This window comes from Brucepastera parasyntrophica, assembly GCF_022376835.1.
Classification (GTDB): Bacteria; Spirochaetota; Spirochaetia; order Treponematales; family Treponemataceae; genus Brucepastera; species Brucepastera parasyntrophica.
Genome location: NZ_CP084606.1, coordinates 1,778,818 through 1,799,008, shown reverse-complemented (window position 1 = coordinate 1,799,008; position 20,191 = coordinate 1,778,818). Strand labels below are relative to the sequence as shown.

At 44.5% G+C, this 20,191-nt stretch carries 13 protein-coding genes and 2 pseudogenes; 9 read left to right on the top strand and 6 right to left on the bottom strand.

Features of this window, described 5'->3' with window-relative positions:
- The first annotated feature begins 441 nt into the window (after positions 1 to 441).
- Together K7I13_RS08535 and K7I13_RS08530 are read left to right on the top strand one after the other, a co-directional pair.
- Positions 442 to 984: an IS110 family transposase gene (locus K7I13_RS08535; RefSeq protein WP_255944851.1), complete on the top strand. Its 543-nt coding sequence runs from the start codon at positions 442 to 444 to the stop codon at positions 982 to 984.
- A gap of 12 nt (positions 985 to 996) precedes the next feature.
- Positions 997 to 1,551 (top strand): transposase, encoded by a 555-nt coding sequence (locus K7I13_RS08530; protein WP_255944850.1) that lies wholly within the window; start codon positions 997 to 999, stop codon positions 1,549 to 1,551.
- A gap of 102 nt (positions 1,552 to 1,653) precedes the next feature.
- Here K7I13_RS08530 and K7I13_RS08525 read toward each other — a convergent pair whose 3' ends face one another.
- The 3 genes and pseudogenes from K7I13_RS08525 to K7I13_RS15890 all read right to left on the bottom strand — a co-directional run.
- Complete coding sequence (locus K7I13_RS08525; RefSeq protein WP_255944849.1) at positions 1,654 to 5,496, bottom strand: transglutaminase domain-containing protein; 3,843 nt, start codon at positions 5,494 to 5,496, stop codon at positions 1,654 to 1,656.
- Complete coding sequence (locus K7I13_RS15660) at positions 5,480 to 7,099, bottom strand: hypothetical protein (protein WP_439647487.1); 1,620 nt, start codon at positions 7,097 to 7,099, stop codon at positions 5,480 to 5,482. The genes K7I13_RS08525 and K7I13_RS15660 overlap by 17 nt, the downstream gene beginning before the upstream one ends.
- A 228-nt stretch (positions 7,100 to 7,327) precedes the next feature.
- Positions 7,328 to 7,794 (bottom strand): annotated as a pseudogene (locus tag K7I13_RS15890) (AAA family ATPase); the annotation flags it as partial.
- Positions 7,795 to 8,074: 280 nt separating this feature from the next.
- On the opposite strand from K7I13_RS15890, the gene K7I13_RS08510 reads away from it, so the two are divergent.
- Entirely contained in the window at positions 8,075 to 8,611 is a 537-nt protein-coding gene (locus K7I13_RS08510; RefSeq protein WP_255944848.1) for a GNAT family N-acetyltransferase, read from the top strand.
- Between the two features lie 42 nt (positions 8,612 to 8,653).
- Here the strand turns inward: K7I13_RS08510 and K7I13_RS08505 are convergent.
- Positions 8,654 to 9,267, bottom strand: a pseudogene (locus K7I13_RS08505) (zinc metallopeptidase).
- A gap of 117 nt (positions 9,268 to 9,384) precedes the next feature.
- On the opposite strand from K7I13_RS08505, the gene K7I13_RS08500 reads away from it, so the two are divergent.
- Genes K7I13_RS08500 through K7I13_RS08490 form a run of 3 tightly spaced genes read left to right on the top strand, consistent with a single transcriptional unit; the run spans position 9,385 to position 12,439 of the window.
- Positions 9,385 to 10,371, top strand: a complete 987-nt coding sequence (locus K7I13_RS08500; protein WP_255944847.1) for a hypothetical protein — start codon at positions 9,385 to 9,387, stop codon at positions 10,369 to 10,371.
- Positions 10,368 to 11,684: a hypothetical protein gene (locus K7I13_RS08495; protein WP_255944846.1), complete on the top strand. Its 1,317-nt coding sequence runs from the start codon at positions 10,368 to 10,370 to the stop codon at positions 11,682 to 11,684. The genes K7I13_RS08500 and K7I13_RS08495 overlap by 4 nt, the downstream gene beginning before the upstream one ends.
- On the top strand, positions 11,633 to 12,439 hold the full coding sequence (locus K7I13_RS08490) for a DUF4139 domain-containing protein (protein WP_255944845.1): 807 nt from the start codon (positions 11,633 to 11,635) through the stop codon (positions 12,437 to 12,439). Before K7I13_RS08495 ends, K7I13_RS08490 begins: the two co-directional genes overlap by 52 nt.
- A 186-nt stretch (positions 12,440 to 12,625) precedes the next feature.
- On the opposite strand, the gene K7I13_RS08485 is transcribed toward K7I13_RS08490, so the two are convergent.
- Positions 12,626 to 13,444, bottom strand: a complete 819-nt coding sequence (locus tag K7I13_RS08485; protein ID WP_255944844.1) for an acetate and sugar kinases/Hsc70/actin family protein — start codon at positions 13,442 to 13,444, stop codon at positions 12,626 to 12,628.
- Between the two features lie 354 nt (positions 13,445 to 13,798).
- Here K7I13_RS08485 and K7I13_RS08480 point away from each other — a divergent pair, with 354 nt between their 5' ends.
- From K7I13_RS08480 to thrH, 3 genes are all read left to right on the top strand, one after another.
- Positions 13,799 to 15,163 (top strand): extracellular solute-binding protein, encoded by a 1,365-nt coding sequence (locus K7I13_RS08480; RefSeq protein WP_255944843.1) that lies wholly within the window; start codon positions 13,799 to 13,801, stop codon positions 15,161 to 15,163.
- Between the two features lie 141 nt (positions 15,164 to 15,304).
- Complete coding sequence (locus K7I13_RS08475) at positions 15,305 to 17,467, top strand: sensor domain-containing diguanylate cyclase (protein WP_255944842.1); 2,163 nt, start codon at positions 15,305 to 15,307, stop codon at positions 17,465 to 17,467.
- Between the two features lie 77 nt (positions 17,468 to 17,544).
- Positions 17,545 to 18,147: a bifunctional phosphoserine phosphatase/homoserine phosphotransferase ThrH gene (gene thrH, locus K7I13_RS08470; RefSeq protein WP_255944841.1), complete on the top strand. Its 603-nt coding sequence runs from the start codon at positions 17,545 to 17,547 to the stop codon at positions 18,145 to 18,147.
- A gap of 7 nt (positions 18,148 to 18,154) precedes the next feature.
- Here thrH and K7I13_RS08465 read toward each other — a convergent pair whose 3' ends face one another.
- The gene (locus tag K7I13_RS08465; protein WP_255944840.1) at positions 18,155 to 19,723 is read right to left on the bottom strand and encodes an ATP-binding cassette domain-containing protein; all 1,569 of its coding nucleotides are present in this window, start codon (positions 19,721 to 19,723) and stop codon (positions 18,155 to 18,157) included.
- Between the last annotated feature and the right edge of the window lie 468 nt (positions 19,724 to 20,191).

Below are 20,191 nucleotides of genomic sequence, written 5' to 3'. Positions count from 1 at the left end.
TACTGGTGAAGACAGTAAAGATTTTTCTATGATAGAATATCATTTAATCCGTCGTATCATAATGCAAGGGATTAGTGAAAATGCATATATAGAAGCTCTATAATTAGAGTGTAAGCCGTCCGAAGGGTTACCTTCGGACGAGGGGGTAGCGTAGAATCCTTGAGTAATGCAAAAGCATTACTCAAGATTCGAAGACTTTATGATTATTGAAGGAAAGGGTAATCTGAATCCGACGGGAATTGGAAGCCGGGACCGGTTGGCCCCTCGCGGAGAGGGAACATTCTGAAAAGAAAGACCTCGGTTCGGAGAGAAACAATACCGGCCGCCGAATAAACGAATGCGAAATAGTTTTTATGGCTATTATCGCGAATAGGAGCTCGGTGTACCCCGAAAAAGCAGGGAAGACTTCCATCCCTTATTTTATAAGAATGGGAGAAAAGTATGAAAGAAGAGGCAAAACGGTATGTTGGTTTAGATTTAGCCAAACGAACAATGGAAGTATGTATTCTTAATGACTGCGGAAAAACAGAGCTGAGTAAAAGCGGGGTAAAGACTGACGAAACCGGAAGGAGCCAATTGGCAAACATCTTGAAACAAACAGATATTGTGGGAATGGAAGCCTGTGCGTATGCATTTGTACTGGGGAGATATATAGAACAAGCTGTTGGGTGTACGGTATATATTCTAAACCCAGGGAAGTTACAAATGATATGGCGCTCGACACGAAAAACAGACAAGGAAGACGCACGTAAAATAGCTTCATTTATTCAAAGATATCCGAAAGAAGAATTACCGATAGTAGTAATGCCAAGTGAAGAAGAGGAAATGCTGCGGAAATACGTATCAATGAAAAGTTATTTGACCAAACTGCGGACCAGTGTCCTTAATCGGTTACATGTAGTATATGTCCAAGCAGGAATAACGACCATAAAAAAGAGTCATTTACATACACCCGAAGGAAGAATGAAACAAAAGGAAGGATGACCGGAAATACTGGTGATATTTGCGGAACTATTAGAAAAAGAATTAAAAACGACCGAAGAGCAATTAAAAGAGTTAGAGAGAATCATAGAAAATAACGTAAAAGGCCATGAATTGGCGCCGTATGTGATGTCGATTCCTGGGGTAGGAATTGGTGTAGCGGCAGCATTTCTTGCCTATGTGGGGGATGGGAGTCGGTTTTCAAAAGCAAGTGAAATAGCCAATTATGTAGGACTGGTGCCCCGAATAGATTGTTCGGGAGAAACGAATCGGTATGGCAATATTACTAAAGAAGGATGCCGGGCCTTACGAAGGGTGATATTACAATCGGTATGGTCATTAGTACGATGTAAAGAAGGCGGCGGCCGATTACAAGCAAAATTTTTCGCGCTTAATGAACGGATGGGAAAGACGAAAAGTGCTGTTGCGATTGCGCGAAGGATGGTTACCCTTATGTGGATATTGGTACGGCGGAAAGAATTCTATGCAGATATATCAACGGAACAACTCAAACGGAAGTTTCGTTATTATCACATACATTATGAGGGATGGGAGTCAAAAATCGCTTGACAATAATCATAGGAGCGAGGGGGTGCCGCGACAGGGAAGCGGTAATCCGAGCGGGCAGCGCAGAGTTCCTGCCGCACGAGGCGTTCCCCCTTATCCCCCTATTTATAGACCAAGGGGTGACCTGAAAACGGCCGCTGTAAATCGGTTAACAAATCCGCTGAGGTCCGCCTTGCTTCCGGCGGGGCGTAACAGCCGGTCTTCGTGAATGGTTTTATTCTGTATGCTGTCAATCAGGGAAAGCCGGATAGTATCTTCATGTATTTCAATGGAAAGGCTTAAGCCGGTTTGCGCGTTCCCGGTAAACCCTGAGGAACGGAGAAGATTGACCAGCTGTTTTTCTTCCTTCCTGAAGCGGGAAGACTGTTCCGTCTCAATGCTGACCGGGAGATCAAGATCATATATTATAAAGGCCGCCGGATGCAGCAGGTACAGATTCCTGTAATATTCCCCAAGCGCCGGCCTTTGCTTTTTTCCCGTAATTTTAATCCGCTCGGCAAGCGCGCGCGCAATATAATTTTTTTCCCATTCAGGGTCCAGGGTCCGGATTGCGGTATCAAGCAGGCCCGTGTCTTTTTTCTGTTTTCCCTGTTCGTAATAATACACTGGTTCCGCGGCCGGAATATGCGCTGTTTCAATTGTCTGCGCCCGGTTCAAATACGGCGCGGCTATGCTCCACCATTTATCAAACGCGGAATAATAAAACACGTTAATCATTATTCCCTGTTCAGTAATAACATTGTGTTTTTTTTCGCTTGTTTCATAATAACGGGCGACATTTTTTGAAATAATTCTGACGTTCGCGTCATGGTACCATTTCATTACGGTATATTTCGTTATGTTCCATAAGCGTGTGAAAGCCGAGGAAAGGGATTTACAGGTTTTTCTTTTTTCCAGATTCAGCCGCAGCGAGTAAAGGCTTCTTTTCATTTTATGAAGGTCCGCGTTGTACTGTTCCATGGTGGTCCCGTAATTTGCGAGCCAGGCCAGGTCCTTTCTCTTTTCCGCGGCGGACAGATACTCGGCGGCTTCATTGATATAGCCTGCCTGTATGAGCGTTTCCGCGAGCGCCATGGTTGCGAGCGGCGACGAGTCTATGTTATACGCTTTCAGGTACTGGGCGACCGCGTTCGGGAAGGCCAGTTTTCTCATTTCCAGCTCTCCCTGCATAAGGTAGCCTGATGATCTGGGCATTGCCTCCAGGGAGTTAATGGTATCCTGATACGCGTCTTCAAAATTATAAAAAATCTCTTCAAGTATGGAACGGTTATAATAATAAATTGCCAAAAGATATTTCTGGTACCGTTCAGTCGCGATATGGATCGCCAGAGAATAATATTTTTTTGCTTCCGGATAATTGAAGGCCGCGGTATACAGGTTTCCCAGACCCATGTACAGGTTTCCGTCAGGTCCGTACAAGTCAATGGTCCGGTGCAGGGCCTGTATGCCTTCGTCAATGCGGTTTGTTTTGTAGCACAGCCATCCGTAGTTAGACCAGGAATATAGATCGTGCGGATATATTTCCAGATATTTATTTATATAATAATAGGCGTCTTCATCCCTGTTTAAATAACCCGCTGTTTCGGAAAGAAGGGAAAAAATTTCAGGATCAGTATAGCCCAGTTTTTCGGCGTTCTGAAATTCGGTATATGCCAGCAGGTACAGATTTTGCTGGTAATAAATTCCTCCCAGGCTGAAAGGAATAGCGGGGTTTTCGGGATATTTTTTTCCGGCTTCAGTTAAAAACGAAAGCGCCCGGTCCCAGTTTTCAGCTCCCGCCGCGATCCTGGATTCTTCCAGATAGTATTCCGGGCTTCCGGCTTCCGGCGCGGCTGCGGGTTCCTGCGTGATATCATCATAGTCCTGCGGACAAACATAAAAGGACGCGCCAAGAAAGATGCACAAAAACAGTATGCCGCTTTTTGTTTTTGTGTTCCGGTATCTGTTTTTTATTTTCCTGAAGAGCTGTTTTGCTTCTTCCGCGTCCTGCATTGAAACATCGGGCGCGAATTTTGCTTTTTGCTCAAGCCTGAACAGTTCCGAAATATCATCGTCTCCCGCCGTCTGGACAAGCGCTTTTTTTGAGACCGCGGCCTGTTCCGGTTTTGCGCGCCGTTTCAGTTTTGCATATACTGTTTTTGAAATGCACAGAATGATTTTTCTCGGATTGCGGGAAAAATATATCGCGAGGCGGTCGCGGAAAAGGAGCCAGAGACAGAGACACAGAAGAAGAACACCTCCGATTACCGCAAACGGTTTTTTTGCCGTCCTCCACAGGCCGGACAGGAACTGGCTGATTCCCGGTTCCTGTTCCTGCTGAAAGTCCTCATCATTTATGGTCAGTCTGCCTCGGTTCGCGATTATCTCGTTCAGGAGTGAAATAAATTCATCCCCGCCCGGATTCATATCAAAAAGAATATCTTCGCCTTCCGCTACCTGCTGTGTTGTAGGATCAAAGGATATCCATCCGTAACGCGGAAAAAAAACTTCGACCCACGCATGGGCCATATTAGCGCGCACGGGATAATAATCGAGTGTTCCTGAATCCGGCTGAACAAAAAAACCGGCCGCGACTCTGGACGGTATGCCGAGGCTCCTGAGCATCAGGCACATGGAAAACGCGAAATAAGTACAGTATCCTTTTTTTGGTCCGGTCAGAAAATATTTCAGCTGGTTTCCGTCAGGGGCTATTCCCGGTTTTAATGAATAACGGAAATCGCCGTCGCGCAGATAAAAAAGCAGGGCCAGAATTTTGTCATAATATCCGTGGATGTCAGACGTTACGGATTCCGCAATGGGCTGTACCAGAGTTCTGGTCTGATCATCAATAAGCGTATACAGTTCAATGTCTTCAGCTGTCATTCCCTCTTCTTCCTTTCCGGAAGGAATGGCGCTGTCGGATAATTCAAAAGGCATAAATCCTATTGTGTGGCTTGTGACACTATACGCTCCGTTAAACGCGGAGGAATTCCATAACTTGTAGGGAACCACTTCCACCGGGTAATCCATCGCGATAAATGAAGAGGGGTCAAAATTTACTATGAAATATTCCTGCTCCGCCGGATACCGCAGACTGAATTCCGTATATGGTATTTTTTCCGGAAGACGCGGAACTTTTTTCAGCGGCGCGAATTCGCCTGGAGCCTGTAATTCATAAAAGCCTTTTTTTTCACTCCAGCCGGAGAGATACAGTCTGCGCAAAAATGAATACGTATTTTCCTGGGCTGTTTTTACAATCAGAACCAAGGAATCTGTCTGTTTTATTTCAGGCTGCAGGGTCAAATAGGGTGAAAAATCAAACTGGAAAAGTGTCGGCTGCAGCAGTCCTCCGTTATTTGATATGGAGAGGGTATTGTATGTCCGCAGTATAAAGAAAACGCTGAAAAAAAGCAGCGGTAAAAAAAGCAGCGCCGATATCAGGGATTTTCGGTTTCCGGACGCCAGAAGAAGCAGAACAATCTGAATAAGTATAAAAACAAAAAGGAAAAGCGAAGCGTAGACCGGATGGTTGAAGAGGGTCAGGGAAAAATTGTTCTGGCTCCAGAAAAGAGCGGCAAGTATCAGTATCATAATGAGCGGTTCAATTACTTTCCATTTGCCGGAACGGAGCCACAGGAAAGTAAAAAGAACCGAGACAAGGACCGTAATAAGAATAATCGTAAAACTGACACCAAAGTACAGAAAAATCCTGTTCAGAAATGAAACTTTCAGAACCGTACAAAGCAGCAAAAACAGTCCGTACAGGACACTTAATAGCAGTGCCGACAGCAGCAAAATAAACGGAGTCCGTATCCTGGTTTTTTCAAGACGGGCCGCAAGAAAAATGGTCAGTACGGAAGCGCACGGGAGGAAAAACAGGGGCAGTATCTGTCTGAGATACAGCCCCGGAATACAGAACAGGAGGAAGAAGGAAGCAAGCCGTATAATAAACTCAGATTTTTTCAGCATGCATACTTCCTTTGCCGGATTCCGCAAGTATTCTGTCAATTTCATGACTGCCGGTCAGCCGGTATTTTTTTTCCGTTTTATCTTCGCTTCCGGAAAGATAAAATATTTTTCTGATTTTTTCCGCAGAGGTTTCCTCTTCAGGCATTGCCGCGGACGGACCGATAAACAGATGGACTTTTTTTTCCGGTAGCGCGGCAAAATCTTTCAGGACCGCGTTGTTGTAATTTTTGTCCGCGCAGGGCATAAAGAAAATAAGCAGCCCGGCATTTTCCGGCAGCAGTCCCGGTATTTTCTGAAGATCCATATTGTTTCCCCGGAAAGAGGGCGCGGCGAATGCTTCGGAAATTTTCCGGTCGGCGAACGGGTCATCGGGTGCGACAGAAACGCTTTCCGGCCGCGCCGGAGTTTTTTCTGTTATTACCGAGACAATTTTATTCTGCCCGGACAGGGCAAGGGCAATATAAAGCGCCCGTCTGATCAGCAGGTCATAATTACGGCTGAAAAAGGCAGTGTTTTTTCCGGGAGATATGATTTTTTTATGTTCGGGTGAATACAAGAGAAAAAAATATTCGGACGAGGGCGGGGGAAGTAGCTCGCCTTTCCGTATGGATATATCCCCGATATGCGCAAAGACTTTCCAGTTTATTTTTCTCGGATCGTCGCCGGGAAAATAAGGCCGTATTTCATACAGCTCTTCGGATTCTTTTAAGGTGCTTTTGCCGGTAGTGGCCCCGCTGATTCCCGGGGGAAGCCTTGTTTTTCCCGGGTTTTCCGGGATGGGAGGTACGGAAAGCTGTTCCGGATAATACCTGTCCGGCTGCATAAAGTAAAAAGAAAAAAAACCGGAAAAATCACTCACCCGAACAAAGACTGATTCCGCTTTGTATATTCCCCGCTCCGGCAATTTAATGGAGTAATCGGTTGACCGCCTCTGTACGGGAATACCCAATAACCAGGTCCTTGAATAATCAGTTTTGGGAGAGGTGGTATAACGTACTGAATAGATTATTCCTGCCAGAAAAAATATTCCGGTTTTTGCTTTCCCGGAATCAGGGGTTATTGAAAGAACGACATTCTCTCCGGAGATCCATTCGAGATTGAATTCTGTTTTCCGCCAATTCAGAAAGGTTATTAATACGGAAAGAAAGGCAAACAGGGCATATATTAAAAGGGCGAACCCGCAGGCAGCGGCCGCCAGCTCTCCCCGGAGAATTCCGAAAAAGGAAAGAAAAAGCCCCGCGCATATATATGCTATACCGGCCCCGGAAACAGGTTTTCCGCATCCTGGGATTTTCTTTTTACGATCATCTGCTTTCATCCGCGGCGATACCTTTCGACCAGTCCGTATTTTTTCGGCTTTTTTCATTATACTCGCGGCAATATCGGAAAGTACTGAAGCTGTATCTGTTCTGCTGTCCTTCGGTATAATCCGGTGGCACAGGACAGGAACAGTTAAATCATATACTTCCGAATCTTCTATCCAGTTGCGGCCCCGCATAAGCGCGAGCGTTCTGCCCGCGTGAAGAAAATGAAGAAGGCCGCGCGGCGAAACCCCCAGCCTGAAGGCGGGATGTTCCCTTGTTTTTCTTACAATGGAAACCATGGCCTTTTCCAGCGCGGGATGGCAGAAAACGTCTTTCTGCTCTTCTCGGGACGCTGTAATATGTTCTGTTGTTATTACCGGTTTGATTTCCGGAAGAATGGATTCTGCCGGATCACTGTGAAGGATAGTCCGTTCGGAATCTTCATCAGGATAACCGATGGAAAGCCTCATCATAAAGCGGTCAAGCTGCGCCGCGGGCAAAGGGTAGGTTCCTTCATGTTCTATGGGGTTCTGGGTTGCCACCACAAAAAAAAGGGAGGAAACCGGTCTGGTAACGCCTCCGGAAGAAACCTGTTTTTCACCCATTACTTCAAGGAGGGCGGACTGGACCTTGGGGTTGTTCTGTTTATTTCATCCGCGAGCAGAATATCACAGAATACCGGTCCGGGCACAAAATCAAAACGGTTATCTCTGGGATTGAAAATATCCACTCCCGTTATGTCATAGGGCAGCAGATCAGGCGTAAACTGGATACGCTTGAAGCTGGCGGGAACAATCCCGGTTTCCGAGCCTGTGCCTATCAGATGGGAAAGTGTTTTTGCAAGGGTTGTTTTTCCGAGTCCGGGAGCGTCTTCCAGCAATATGTGGCCTGAAGAAAGGTATGAAGCGGTGAAAAGTTCCAGCTGTTCCGTCTTTCCCTGTATTACGGAAGAAAGTCCGGCAATCAGTCTCGTTGCGGTTTCTTTTGTGCTCATTATCTGAACAGTATACCATAATATGCGGAGAATTATAGTCAAATAATTTAAATTATTTGACTATTTCCGATTGTACGTGTTTCTGCTGTAAAGAATTGGTTAATTCTTTACAGCAGAAACTTACGTTAGGGAGTATATCTGGCCTGTTTTTTAAAGCGCATCCTGATCCGGATAATTGTTTTTTCCGTGATTATCAGTTAATACTATTATAACCGGAAGCTTTTTTAAAATATCAAATTCTGGAAAAGCTCGTTTTATAATCTGCGGCAGGAGTTTTGCAATGAGAATACGGAAACTGACAGGAGAAAAATGTTTTTTATCGCCCATGGATACGGAAGACGCGGATCTCTATGCGCAATGGCTGAATGATTTGTCTGTTGTAAGGAATACCTCAATGTCCTCAAAAGTGATTACAAAAGAAAATGAAAAAGACATACTCAGACAGCTTTCTCAGGAACATAATTACGGGATAATTGATATGGAAACTGACGAGCTTATCGGTTCCTGCGGGTTAATGGATATTGACTCCATAAACCGGACCTGCGAAACAGGAATAATGATCGGGAATTCCCGGTATTGGGACCGGGGTTACGGGACCGAATCCCTGTATTTGCTTATTGATTACGCGTTCAAATACCTTACGATAAACAATATTCTGCTGCGGGTATTTTCATTTAATGAACGTGCCGTACGCTGCTATAAAAAACTCGGGTTCCGCGAAATCGGAAAAAGAAGGAACGCCGTTATACTGGAAATGAAATACCATGATATTATTTTTATGGACCTCCTGCCGGAGGATTTTTACCGGGAACAGTAAAAAAGAGGACCGGTTTTGGATGTACAAAACCGGCACAACAGGTTACCGCTTTCTGTTCCGTGAAAGGAGTATGAGGCGGAGGAAGCTGGCCACCGCTGTTAATGCCGAGGCAACATAGGTCATTGCCGCCGCGGTCAGCACTTTTTTGCTCCCGTAAGTTCTTCTCCGGAAAGAATATTGTTTTCGCGGAGCATTGCGATTGCCCTGTTTGAAGCATTGAACTCAACGGGAAGGGTTATAAGATAAAAAATCACCGCCGCGCCGAAAAGAATAATTCCTACATTAATCAATACGGGATAATTGAAAATAAGGCCGGCCAGGGCAATATAGGGTCCCAGAGATGAACCTATATTCGCCGCGGGAACTAGTGTGCTCCTGAGCCCGAGCGGCCCGTATTTTACCGCGTGCTGGATGGCGTGTCCTGTTTCGTGCGCCGCGACGCCTATTGCTGCAATAGATGTGTTTGAATATACCGGGTCGGAAAGCCGTAAAACCTTTGAAGACGGGTCATAATGATCGGTCAGCGAACCTGATACTTTTTCAATGGAAACATCGGTAATACCGTTCATTGCCATCAGTTTTTCCGCTGTTTGCGCGCCCGTTATATTTTTTGCGGATAAAACCTTTGAATACCGCGAAAATGTTGTTTTAACCATAATCTGGGCAATAATTGATATGATCAGGGTTGGGACAACAAGAATTAAGTAATAATAATCAAAGTACATTCCTGACGAACTCCTTTATTTCTGTAATAATATAACCGGAACGCAATTATGACAATATTATTTTTATCTCTGATGGCAGTTTTCGGATGGTTTATTTTTTCACTTGCGGCCGGAATAAAGATGTATTTTATTTCAAGGCCGGCTGTCCATCCGAAATACCGAACCAGGCCCGGAGAAAAGGATTTTTCCGCGGGAAAGCCGCGGGAAAAAATAAAAAAGGGCCCCGCGCTGGAGACCATCCCGGTTGTTTTACACAATGGTATTACAATAGGCGGTTATTATTATCCTTCGGCAGATAAAAACGGCGGAGAATATGAAAATACGGCCGTTTTTGTCGTTCCCGCTCCCGGCGATTCACTTCCGGATCTGACCGGTCTTCTTGAAGAGTACCATAAAAGAGGAATTTCCGTATATGTCCCCGATTTCGCGGCGCGGGCGGCCGAACGCAAAAGCGGAACTTTTCCGGAAATGTATACATTGTCCGATAAATGGCAGTGGTATGAACACGTTTTTTCGGAATATAAACCTGAACGCGTTTTTTTCCATACATTTTCCTCTTCCGGCCAGGATACTCTTGAACTGATAAGCCGGAACAGGTTTCCCCTGATAAAGGGTTTTGTTGCTGACAGCCCTTTTTTTTCTTACAGGAAAATTCTTGACCACTATTTGCGCCCGGTACTGTATAATAGAATACTGCGGTACAGTATTATTTTGGGGGCCCGCATTGCCGATTATCTGTTTTCCGGCCGGCATTTCAGCTATTCGCGGGCGCTCAGAAAACTGAAAAGACATCAGCTTCCGGCTGTTTTTCTTTGTCCGGAAAAAGAAGCCCGGATTCTGGAAAAAAGAACCGGGAAAATAAAATACTCCGCCGCGGCGCAGCGGAGTATTAAGCCCTCGCCTCGAATAAACAGGAATGGATTGAAACTTGATGTACAGATGATTGTTATACCAGAAGTAATGTATTCAGGATGTTATGAACATTCCTGCGCGCATATGCAGGAAATTGAAGAGTTTATCAGGAGGAGCAAATGAAATCATTCTTTAAGAAACGTCCGGCAGAGCGGAAAAAAGTTCCACAGGTTAAAAAAGAGGCGGTTTTTGTTTTTTTTATGCTGATTATCGCTGTTTTTACTGCCGGGGCCGAAGAAATCCCGGTTAAAAAAATATCCCTGTTTTCTTCCGGCGTCGGATACTTTGAACACAGGGGCCAGATATCCGGCGACAGCTCGGCGGTTCTTGCTTTTGAGCCTGATGCAATAAATGATGTTCTGAAATCCCTGGTTATAAATGATCCGGGATCAACAAATCCTTCCGTTTCCTACGCGACGGAGGGAACACTGTATAATACGCTCCGGAGCCTTAAAATAGATCTTTCCGGAAATCCGAGCGTGGCCCAGATCTTTGATTCATTAAGAGGAAATGAAATACAGGTATATGCTCCGGATCTTGTAACCGGAAAAATTATCGGTGTTGAGTACCGGCAGGCCAAATCTGATGACAGCAGGGCAAAGGACGCATACCTCACCCTGTTCACCTCTCAGGGAATCAAGGTTTTTGCCCTGTCGGAAATTACCGCCTTTAACTTCACTGATCAAAGAATAACCGATGATCTCAACCGGGCACTGGATTTAATTCTTGCGTCAAAGGATTCCAAAACAAGGAATTTGACCGTTTCCCTGCCCGGGTCGGGCACGCGTAGTATTACACTTGGGTATGTTATTCCGGTCCCGGTCTGGAAGGTTTCCTACCGGCTTGATCTGGCACAAAAAACACCTCTTCTCCAGGGATGGGCCATTATTGATAATGAGGGCGATATGGACTGGGAAAATGTGGAACTTTCTCTGGTTACCGGCAGTCCCGTTTCCTTTATACAGAACCTGTATCCGCCGTTTTATGTGGCCAGGCCTGAAGTCCCCCTGTCCATTGCCGGCATTGCGCAGCCTGAAGTGTATGACTCGGGATATGGACCGTCCGGTGCAGCCGGAGTAGCGCCGGCCGCTCCCGCTCCGATGATGCAAATGAATAAACTGTCGACCTCCCGGGTTTCGGAATCGGCTATGTATGATATGGCTTATGAGGTGGCTGAGGAAGCATCCCTCGCGGGCGGAACAATGGAAACCGCGGCCGGAAGGGCCGCCGGAGAACTGTTTGAATTTACGGTTAAAAAACCGGTTACGCTTGCCCGGCGCCAGAGCGCCATGATTCCCCTTGTGGAAACCGATGTAATCGCGGAAAAGGTTTCCGTTTTTTCAGGAAGCAAGGCCCTGGCGGGAGGAATGATTAATCCCATGCTTTGCGCCGAACTTACCAATACGACCGGAATGAAGCTCCCGCGGGACCGATAACCGTTTTTGACGGCGGGTCCTATGCCGGAGACGCCCTGATCAAATTCTTTCCTGAAAATGATAAACGGTTTATAGCATACGGAGAAGATTTATCCGTTACGGGAAGCATAACAGCCAATACAACCCAGGAAACCCTGTCGGTGAAGGTCGCGCAGGGAGTCATGACTATTACCCGCAGAAATACGCTTACAAGAAAATATACCTTCAAAAATACCGCGGCCGAACCTCGTAAAGTTATTGTGGAGCATCCAATCCAGAGCGGTTCCGAGCTTGCCCTCCCCGCAAAATATGACGAGCGGACAGATTCATTATACCGCTTTACCATATCGGTTCCCGCGAACGGGGAAACCGTTTTTGAAGTCAAGGAACAGACGCCTTCCTATGAAACGGTACGGCTTTCCCAGCTCAGGCTTGAAACTATTGTGTATTACAGCTCGAACCATAATATTCCCGAAAAAATACAGTCCGCGCTCCAGAAAGCCATTGAGTTTAAAAAGGCAGCGGACAATGCCCAGACGGCGCTGACTGAGCTTGAAACAAAACGGACCGAAAAAATTTCGGAACAGGACCGTATCAGGAAAAACCTGCAGGCGGCCGGAAATGAAACCCAGCAGGGAAGGGAATACCTGCGGCGTATGTTTGAAGTGGATACTGAAATAGATTCTCTGAACACGCAGATTGCGGCAGCCAGAAAAAATGTTCAGGATTCAAAGACGCTGTATGATCAGTATATTTCAGGATTAACACTGGAATAATATAGTCAAATAATTTAAATTATTTGACTATTTCCGACCGTAAGTGTTTCTGATATAAAGAATAGATCAATTCTTTATATCAGAAATGTAAATTAAAGGTGTATATTTACAGCTGCCGAACAAGGCTATTTGATATGGCTCCGGAAAATATGCTTTCCGGGGCCATTTTTTTTCGTGGCGTTTTTTTTATTTAAAGCCGGTCTGGGACAGGGCCGCACCGATGGCTGTTGTATATTCGGCGTCGTTCGGATAGTTAAAATCCACTGCATACATGCCGGAAATAATATTAAGGATCTCCTGTCCGATAGCTATATTGCTGGCATTTCCGGTCACAATAACCGTATCGAGGTTTCTGCTTTTCGCGGCAAAGACTGAAACCATGCCGATAACTTCATACACCATATTCAGAATACCGCGCGCAATATCTTCGGGAGTGGCGGTGTCCTTAAGTTTTCCGAAATTGGCCGCGGTCATTTCCCTTTCCAGAAAGCTCAGATTGGAGTTAAAGACATCTCCGATTTTCAGATCGATATTTTCTATATGGCCTTTTTCTGCCATTTGTATAATCAGACCGATATCGGTAATTTTCAGTATTGCCTTTGCAAGACCGGTGATTGTTCCGCCTCCGACTCCGGTTCCCCCGATATGTCTGGTACTGTTTTCTTTCGCCTCAACCAGCGCTGTTCCGGTGCCTATATTTGCTATCAGCACATTTTTCTTTCCCGATAAATACATTCCGCCAAGCCCGATGGCTGTAATTTCTTCTATTTTTGAGGTTGGTATGCCGAATAAATTTCCGTTAATGGACGAAGCGCCGACGCCTGTCAAAGCAATGTGTTTTATATCAGTTATCTGGACCCCCGCCTCAAACATGATTTTGCCCAGCGCGCCTGTTGCAGAAGTGACAGCATCACAGGCGGTTGTTGTGAGTTTTTTTATTGTGGAATCAGGATATATCGCGACCGTTTTTGTCGTTGTACTCCCTATATCAATTCCGATAACCATGGTAACCCCCTGTACAATATCCTCTCTTACAGTGTATGAAATTTTCCCGATAAGGTCACTATAGTCAAATAGTTTAAATTAAAGGACTATACATATTTAAAAAATAAAAGGACGGTAAAGTTTTACCGGATTTTGCCGATAATATAAAAGATAGATATTTTTTCAAAAAGTTTTAAACGCATGAAGTTTCCGGAATAAAAGAGCATATAGTAATAATACATTCCTCTAAGTTTGGATAAAAATATTTAAAAAAAATATTGTTGTGTTTGAGGTTGTATTATGAGGTTTCGCTGGTGCGCAGTAACAGTATTATGTATTATTTTATGTTCCGGATGTTCTGACCACAAATTCGGTTTGGACGCAAAAAATCCGGTAACGGTAACTATTTGGCACTTTTATAACAGTGTTCAGCAAACCGCTTTTGATATTCTCGTTGAAAAATTCAATGAAACCGAGGGTCAGAAACGCGGTATTGTAATAGAGTCTATAAGTCAGGGTTCTTTTAATGAGCTTTCCAAAAAAATTGCGGCCGCCGCCGAAAAAAAGTCCGGCGCGGAACCGCTGCCGGATGTGTTTGTCGCGTATCCGGACTCCGCTTATCCATTATACAAACAGGGGCTGCTTGTCAATTTTTCCAGATATCTGGCCAAGGAAGAAACAGACCAGTATGCCCGCGGCTATTTTTCCGAAGGAGAATTCTATACAAAAAAATTCTTCCTGTTTCCTTTCGCGGATTCCACGGAACTCTTTATTCTGAATAAAACCGAATGGGATCTGTTCTCCGGAGCAACGGGGGTTTCCCTTGATGATCTGGCGACCTGGGAAGGCGTTGCAAAGACCGCGGCGCGTTATTATAACTGGACCGACAGCCTGACTCCGGAACCTGATGACGGCCGGCCTTTTTTCGGCAGGGATTCTTTATCGAATTATTTTATTGTTGGCTGTCGGCAGCTCGGTTCGAAGATACCTGACTCGATAGCAACCTTTTCCGTGGAAAATTTTGTAGATGAAAATATACTGTATACTCTTTGGGAAAACCATTACCTTCCGTATATTCAGGGGCATTTCGGCGCTGTCTGTAAATTCAGGAATGATGATTTCAGAACAGGTGAATTGATTGCTTTCTGCAGTTCTTCCGAGGGCAGTCCCTATTTTTCTCCCTATGTTGTTAAACCGGACGGAAGTTCGGAACTGGTTGATGTCCTGATACTGCCGATGCCGAATTTCGCGGACGCGGAATATAAATTTGCTGTCGCCCAGAAAGTGGGAATGGCTATAACAAAATCCACGCCCGAAAAAGAATACGCTTCAACCGTTTTCCTGAAATGGTTTACCGAGGTAGAAAATAATACAATATTCTGTGTTACAGCCGGATATCTTCCGTCGCGTGAAGCTGCCCATACCATTCAGAATATCCAGAATTATATTGCGCTGCCGCAGGCAGGCATATCCGATATACAGACTCAGGCGCTTTTTACCGCGCTTGATACCATTCAGACCTATCAGCGGCATACTTCACATGCTTTTGATAACAGTTATAACATACGGGTTTTTCTGGAAGAGTCGCTTCAGGAAAAAGCCCGGAAAGACAGGGATGCTGTAATACGTCTCATGGACCTTGGCGTTCCGCGCGAAGAGGCCCTATCGTATTATGTATCAAAACAGAATTATCTTAACTGGAGGGATTCTTTCAGAAAGGACTTATATTCCATGCTCTAGGGCGATTAAAAGGGATTGATTATTTTCAGGGACGAAAATTATGAAACAGCACAGCAGAAGTATTTTCAGTAAACTCTTGGTTCCAATTTTTCTGGTTTCCTTTGTCCAGATTGTGGTTTATTCACTTTTTTACTATATGTATTGATTTTACCGCAGATAAAAATCAACGCCTATAATGATTTAAACGAAAAAGTATATACCAGAAAAGACTTCATCGAAAGTGAAATGAAAAACCGCTGGAGCAATTTTGATGAAAGCATACCTATCATGCTCCGGAAAGTTAATGGCATTCTGTATAAGCAGGGAAAGCCGGTTAATGCCATCGAATATGATGATGACCTGAATAATCGAATTCTTGAAGAACTTACGCCTGAAGTAATATATCTCCTGAGAAAAAATAATGTAACCGGAGCGTTTTTTATTCTCAACCAGCAGCGCGTCATCAATGACGGCGGCCTGCTTCAATGTCCGGGTATCTACCTGCGGGATCACGATCCATCGACCATACTCAATAATAATGAAGACATTGTTATGGAACGTGGAAACGCCGCAATACTGAAACAGTATAATCTTTCACTCGATACCGGCTGGATGGCAAATTTCCAGTTCACAGGTGATGGGGCCGTCAATGAAGAATTCTATTTTGCGCCAGTTAACGCAGCGAAGAATACCAACGACTGGAATCCCGGAAATCTCGGGTTCTGGTCTTCACGTTTCAAACTGGCAGGTGATATGCAAGCCATTGTAACATACTCCATTCCCCTCATACATGAAAGCGGATATGTATATGGAGTTTTGGGTGTTGATGTTACAGTAAATTATTTGCGCAAATTTCTGAAGTATGAAGAGCTGGGCGCAAATAAAAGCGGCGCGTATGTTCTCGCTGTTACAGATGAGCAGCTCAGCAATTTTGAAAGAATCTGTATTAACACGTTCTCGCATGAAATAAATCAGAAAAAAAATTTTCTTTTTGAACTGAAAAAACATGTGTACCAGAATATTTTTTCATTTGCCAGCGGTGATGAAATACTGTATGGAAGCATACAGCCGGTAAAACTGTATTCAGCCAATTCTCCCTTTAATAACCAGAAATGGGTGCTGATCGGACTTATGAATACAACAGAGCTGTTCCGCTTCTCTCGGTGGATACAGTTAACAGTGTTTATCGCGATGATAATTTCCCTTATATGCTGTTTTCTGATAATTGTTTTCGCAAGCAAAAATGTAACCAGGCCTATTCAGGTTGTTCTCGATAATCTGAAGACTGTTGATCCGTATGATAATGTAATTCTTGAAAGAACAAGAATCAGCGAAATTGACGACCTTACCCAGTCTATTGAAGATCTCAGCAAAGCGGTCGCGGACTCCGCTTCCATATTTTCGAAGATAATAGACATGACCGGGGCCCCGATCGCTGTTTTTGAAATACATGAATGGAATGATACGGTATACTGCAGTTCGAATATATTTAAAATAGTCGATTATTTTTTCAGCGCGCCTCATGGACTGCCGTCAAGTTCGATGAAAAAAGATGATTTTTACAGAAAAATTAATGAACTTGAAGAGTATCTTGTTTCTTTTAAGGAAAACAGAAAAATATATAAAATCACGAAAACCATGAACGGTCAGCCGAAATGGCTGCAGATTGTCAATCTGGAAGATTCAGGCCGTATTTTCGGGACTATTACCGACATTTCAAACGAGATGAAGGAAAGACAGAAAATAGCATATGAAAGGGATTATGACCAGTTAACAGGTATTCTGAACAGCAGGGGATTCAGGTCCTATATCGATGATCAATTCCTGAAGGAAGCGGATGTGGAAAAAATTTCCGCATTGCTCATGTTTGATCTGGATAATCTGAAACGTGTAAATGATACGTACGGCCATGAACTGGGAGATACATATATTCTGTGTTTTGCCGAAGGATTGCGGCTGTTTGAACAGTACAATGCTACTATTGCCAGGCGCTCCGGCGACGAGTTTTATGTTATTCTGCTGAACCATGAAAACAAAAACAGCATACGGGGAATAGTCCGGTATGTCTTCAAAAAAATACTTGAACGTTCCATTATACTCCCGGACGGAACACTGTTTCCCCTCAGCGCTTCGGGCGGACTTGCCTGGTTTCCCGGTGATGAAAAGATGATAACCGAATGGGTCCATTACGCTGACTTTGCGATGTACTCCGCGAAACGCACAAAAAAGGGAAGCTTTCAGGAGTTTAATGAAAAAGAGTATCTGAAAAATATTCAGGAATCAAAAACTGATTCCCGGTCTTCACGTCAGGATACCGTTTTATAAATACTCCTTTCCGGTATTTTCCGCATTGAGCGAAATATTTTTTTCTGCTAAGATGGAAATCAGGGAGAATATAGTTTATGCATGTTATTTGCCTTGATCTTGAGGGCGTTCTGGTCCCGGAAATATGGATTGCATTCGCAGAGAAAACAGGGTTGCCTGAATTAAAACGTACAACCCGCGATGAACCTGATTATGACAAACTGATGAAATACCGGATTGATATTCTGAACCATAACGGACTAAAACTGAAAGATATTCAGGAAGTAATAGGCAGTATGGAGCCCCTCCCCGGGGCAAAGGAATTTGCGGCGGCAGTCCGGTCAATAACACAGCTTGTTATTCTTTCCGATACATTTACCCAATTCGCGAAACCTCTGATGGAAAAACTTGATTATCCTACACTCTTTTGCAACACTCTTGAAATTGACTCCGGCGGAGCGGTCGCTGGATACACGCTGCGGCAAAAAGACGGCAAGAAAAAAGCAGTTGCTGCGTTCAAGGAAATGAACCTGAAAGTAATGGCGGCCGGCGATTCCTATAATGATCTCGGGATGATTACTACAGCCGATACCGGGGCTTTTTTCCGTGCCCCTGAATCAATAAAAAACAGCTATGCCGATATACCGGCGTATGAAACATACCCGGAACTTCTGGAACATATCCGGAATTTTATCGCCTGACCATTTTTCAGAGGATCTGAAGTTGGCCCTGCCGGCCGTTCCGTTCAATATGCCATTCCGTCCCGGTAAGATTATCGAGAAAAGCCTGATCATGACTGACCATAAGAAGCGCGCAGGATATGTCCCTGAGCGCGGTTTCAATCGCGAGAATTGAAGTAATGTCCATATGGTTGGTTGGCTCATCCATAATAATAAAATTAACCGGCATGTATAAGGCCAGTGCAATCAGCAGCTTGCGTAATTCTCCGGGACTCAGCAGGGAAGTATTGCCGGTATCCGCATCCTCCCTGATATTCAGCAGGGCTTTCGGTTCACTGCCCAGCCTGTAGAGTACGGAAAGCACCGCACCCTGTTCCGCATTATCCATCTTTTTAAAAGCCGCCAGAATTTTGCGTTCTTCATTTTCCGGAATTTCCTGGGGCAGATACAGTATGCCCTGCGGCAGATTAAAGAACAGGAATTCTTTTCCTGTATCGCCGGCCGCTTTTTCCCTGAGTGAATCCAGAATAAAATGTATGAGAGTTGTTTTTCCGCTGCCGTTTGAGCCGGTCAGCGCGATACGGTCATTTTGCGCGACGCATAATTCGGGAATATGCAGACAGTATTCTCCTGCATACAGGTCCTGTTCTTCACAGGTAAATACCGTTTTTCCCGCCGCCGTTCCCGAAGAAATACTGATTCCTGTTTTTCTGAATTCGGGTTTTTTCAGGGCATCCAGTCTTTGTTCGGACTGTGACAGGCGGGTATGAAAGCGGCTTTTTGCGTCACCGGCAATCCTGTCTTTTCCTGATAAACGGGCCAGATCAATTTTGCTCTGCGCGTCATGGTCCTTAGGATCAATTCTTTTTTTGCTTTTTCTGTTTTCACTGTGAATTGCTTCGGCCGTCCAGGTCTGGACTGTCTTTTTATTTTTTTTCACTTCATTCTGCGCGTCGCGCCAGGAATTGAACCTGCTTTTGTTTTCGTTCTGCTGCAATTCAAGCGTGGCGGTTAACCCGCCGGGATACATTTTGCCGGTACCGTTTTTTAAAAAAAAGGAATTACTGCAAAGCCTGTCGGTGAATGACCGGTCATGGCTGACCACAAGACCGATACCGTCATACTGCAGAAGGGCATTCAGAATAATTTCTCCCGATTCCGAATCCAGATGATTTGTCGGTTCATCCAGCATAAGAATTTCCGGGGAGGCGGCCAGGGCGGAAGCAACCTGGATCCGCTTTTTTTCTCCGCCTGATAATGTTTCCCAGCGGTATATCTGTTCGTCTTCAATATGCAGAAGTGAAAAAAACTTCCTGAGACTGCCGTCTCCACTCCACAGGATTTCTTCCAGATCATGCGGCGGAATGTCACTGTTCTGTTCACAGTATAATGCTGATGACTGAGGTGTAATTATTCCGCCGTCGGGCGTAAAATCTCCCGCAAGAATTTTCAAAAGCGTTGTTTTGCCGCCGCCGTTTGCGCCGGCAATGGCAGTCCAGCCCTTCGGAAAGGTTACTGTCAAATCGGTAAAAACCGGGTTGATTGAAGAGGGATAGGAAAATGAAAGATTTTTTATGGAAAGAAAGGATATGCTCAATTAACAACTCCTATTATAACTGTCTTGAATATTCAGATGCGGCAGCCGCACCTGAAAAACCAAACCTGTAAACAGAAAAATATAGAAGTTAGTTAATCATTGTATAGTGAGTATACAGAAAACTAATAATACTGTCAACATATTGCCGTATTGCGAAAAGATATTTATCAATGTGTATAAATTTATGAATTCATACACATTGATAAATATAATTGGATTAAGCGGTATTATTCTCCGAACGGACTGAATGCAATATCGTCAAGATTAAACAGGTTTTTTCCCCCGGGTTCCATCTGCGCAAATTCATTGTGTAAATCAAATAATGTATATTTGGTAAAATCCCCGCGTTTAAAAACATACACTTCCTGTTTTTCAGATCATACACATTTGAATATTTTGTCCCGCCGTTTCCCCAGTGCTGTTTTGTTTTTCAAAAATCTCAGCAAAAAATACAGGTGTTATTGTTTC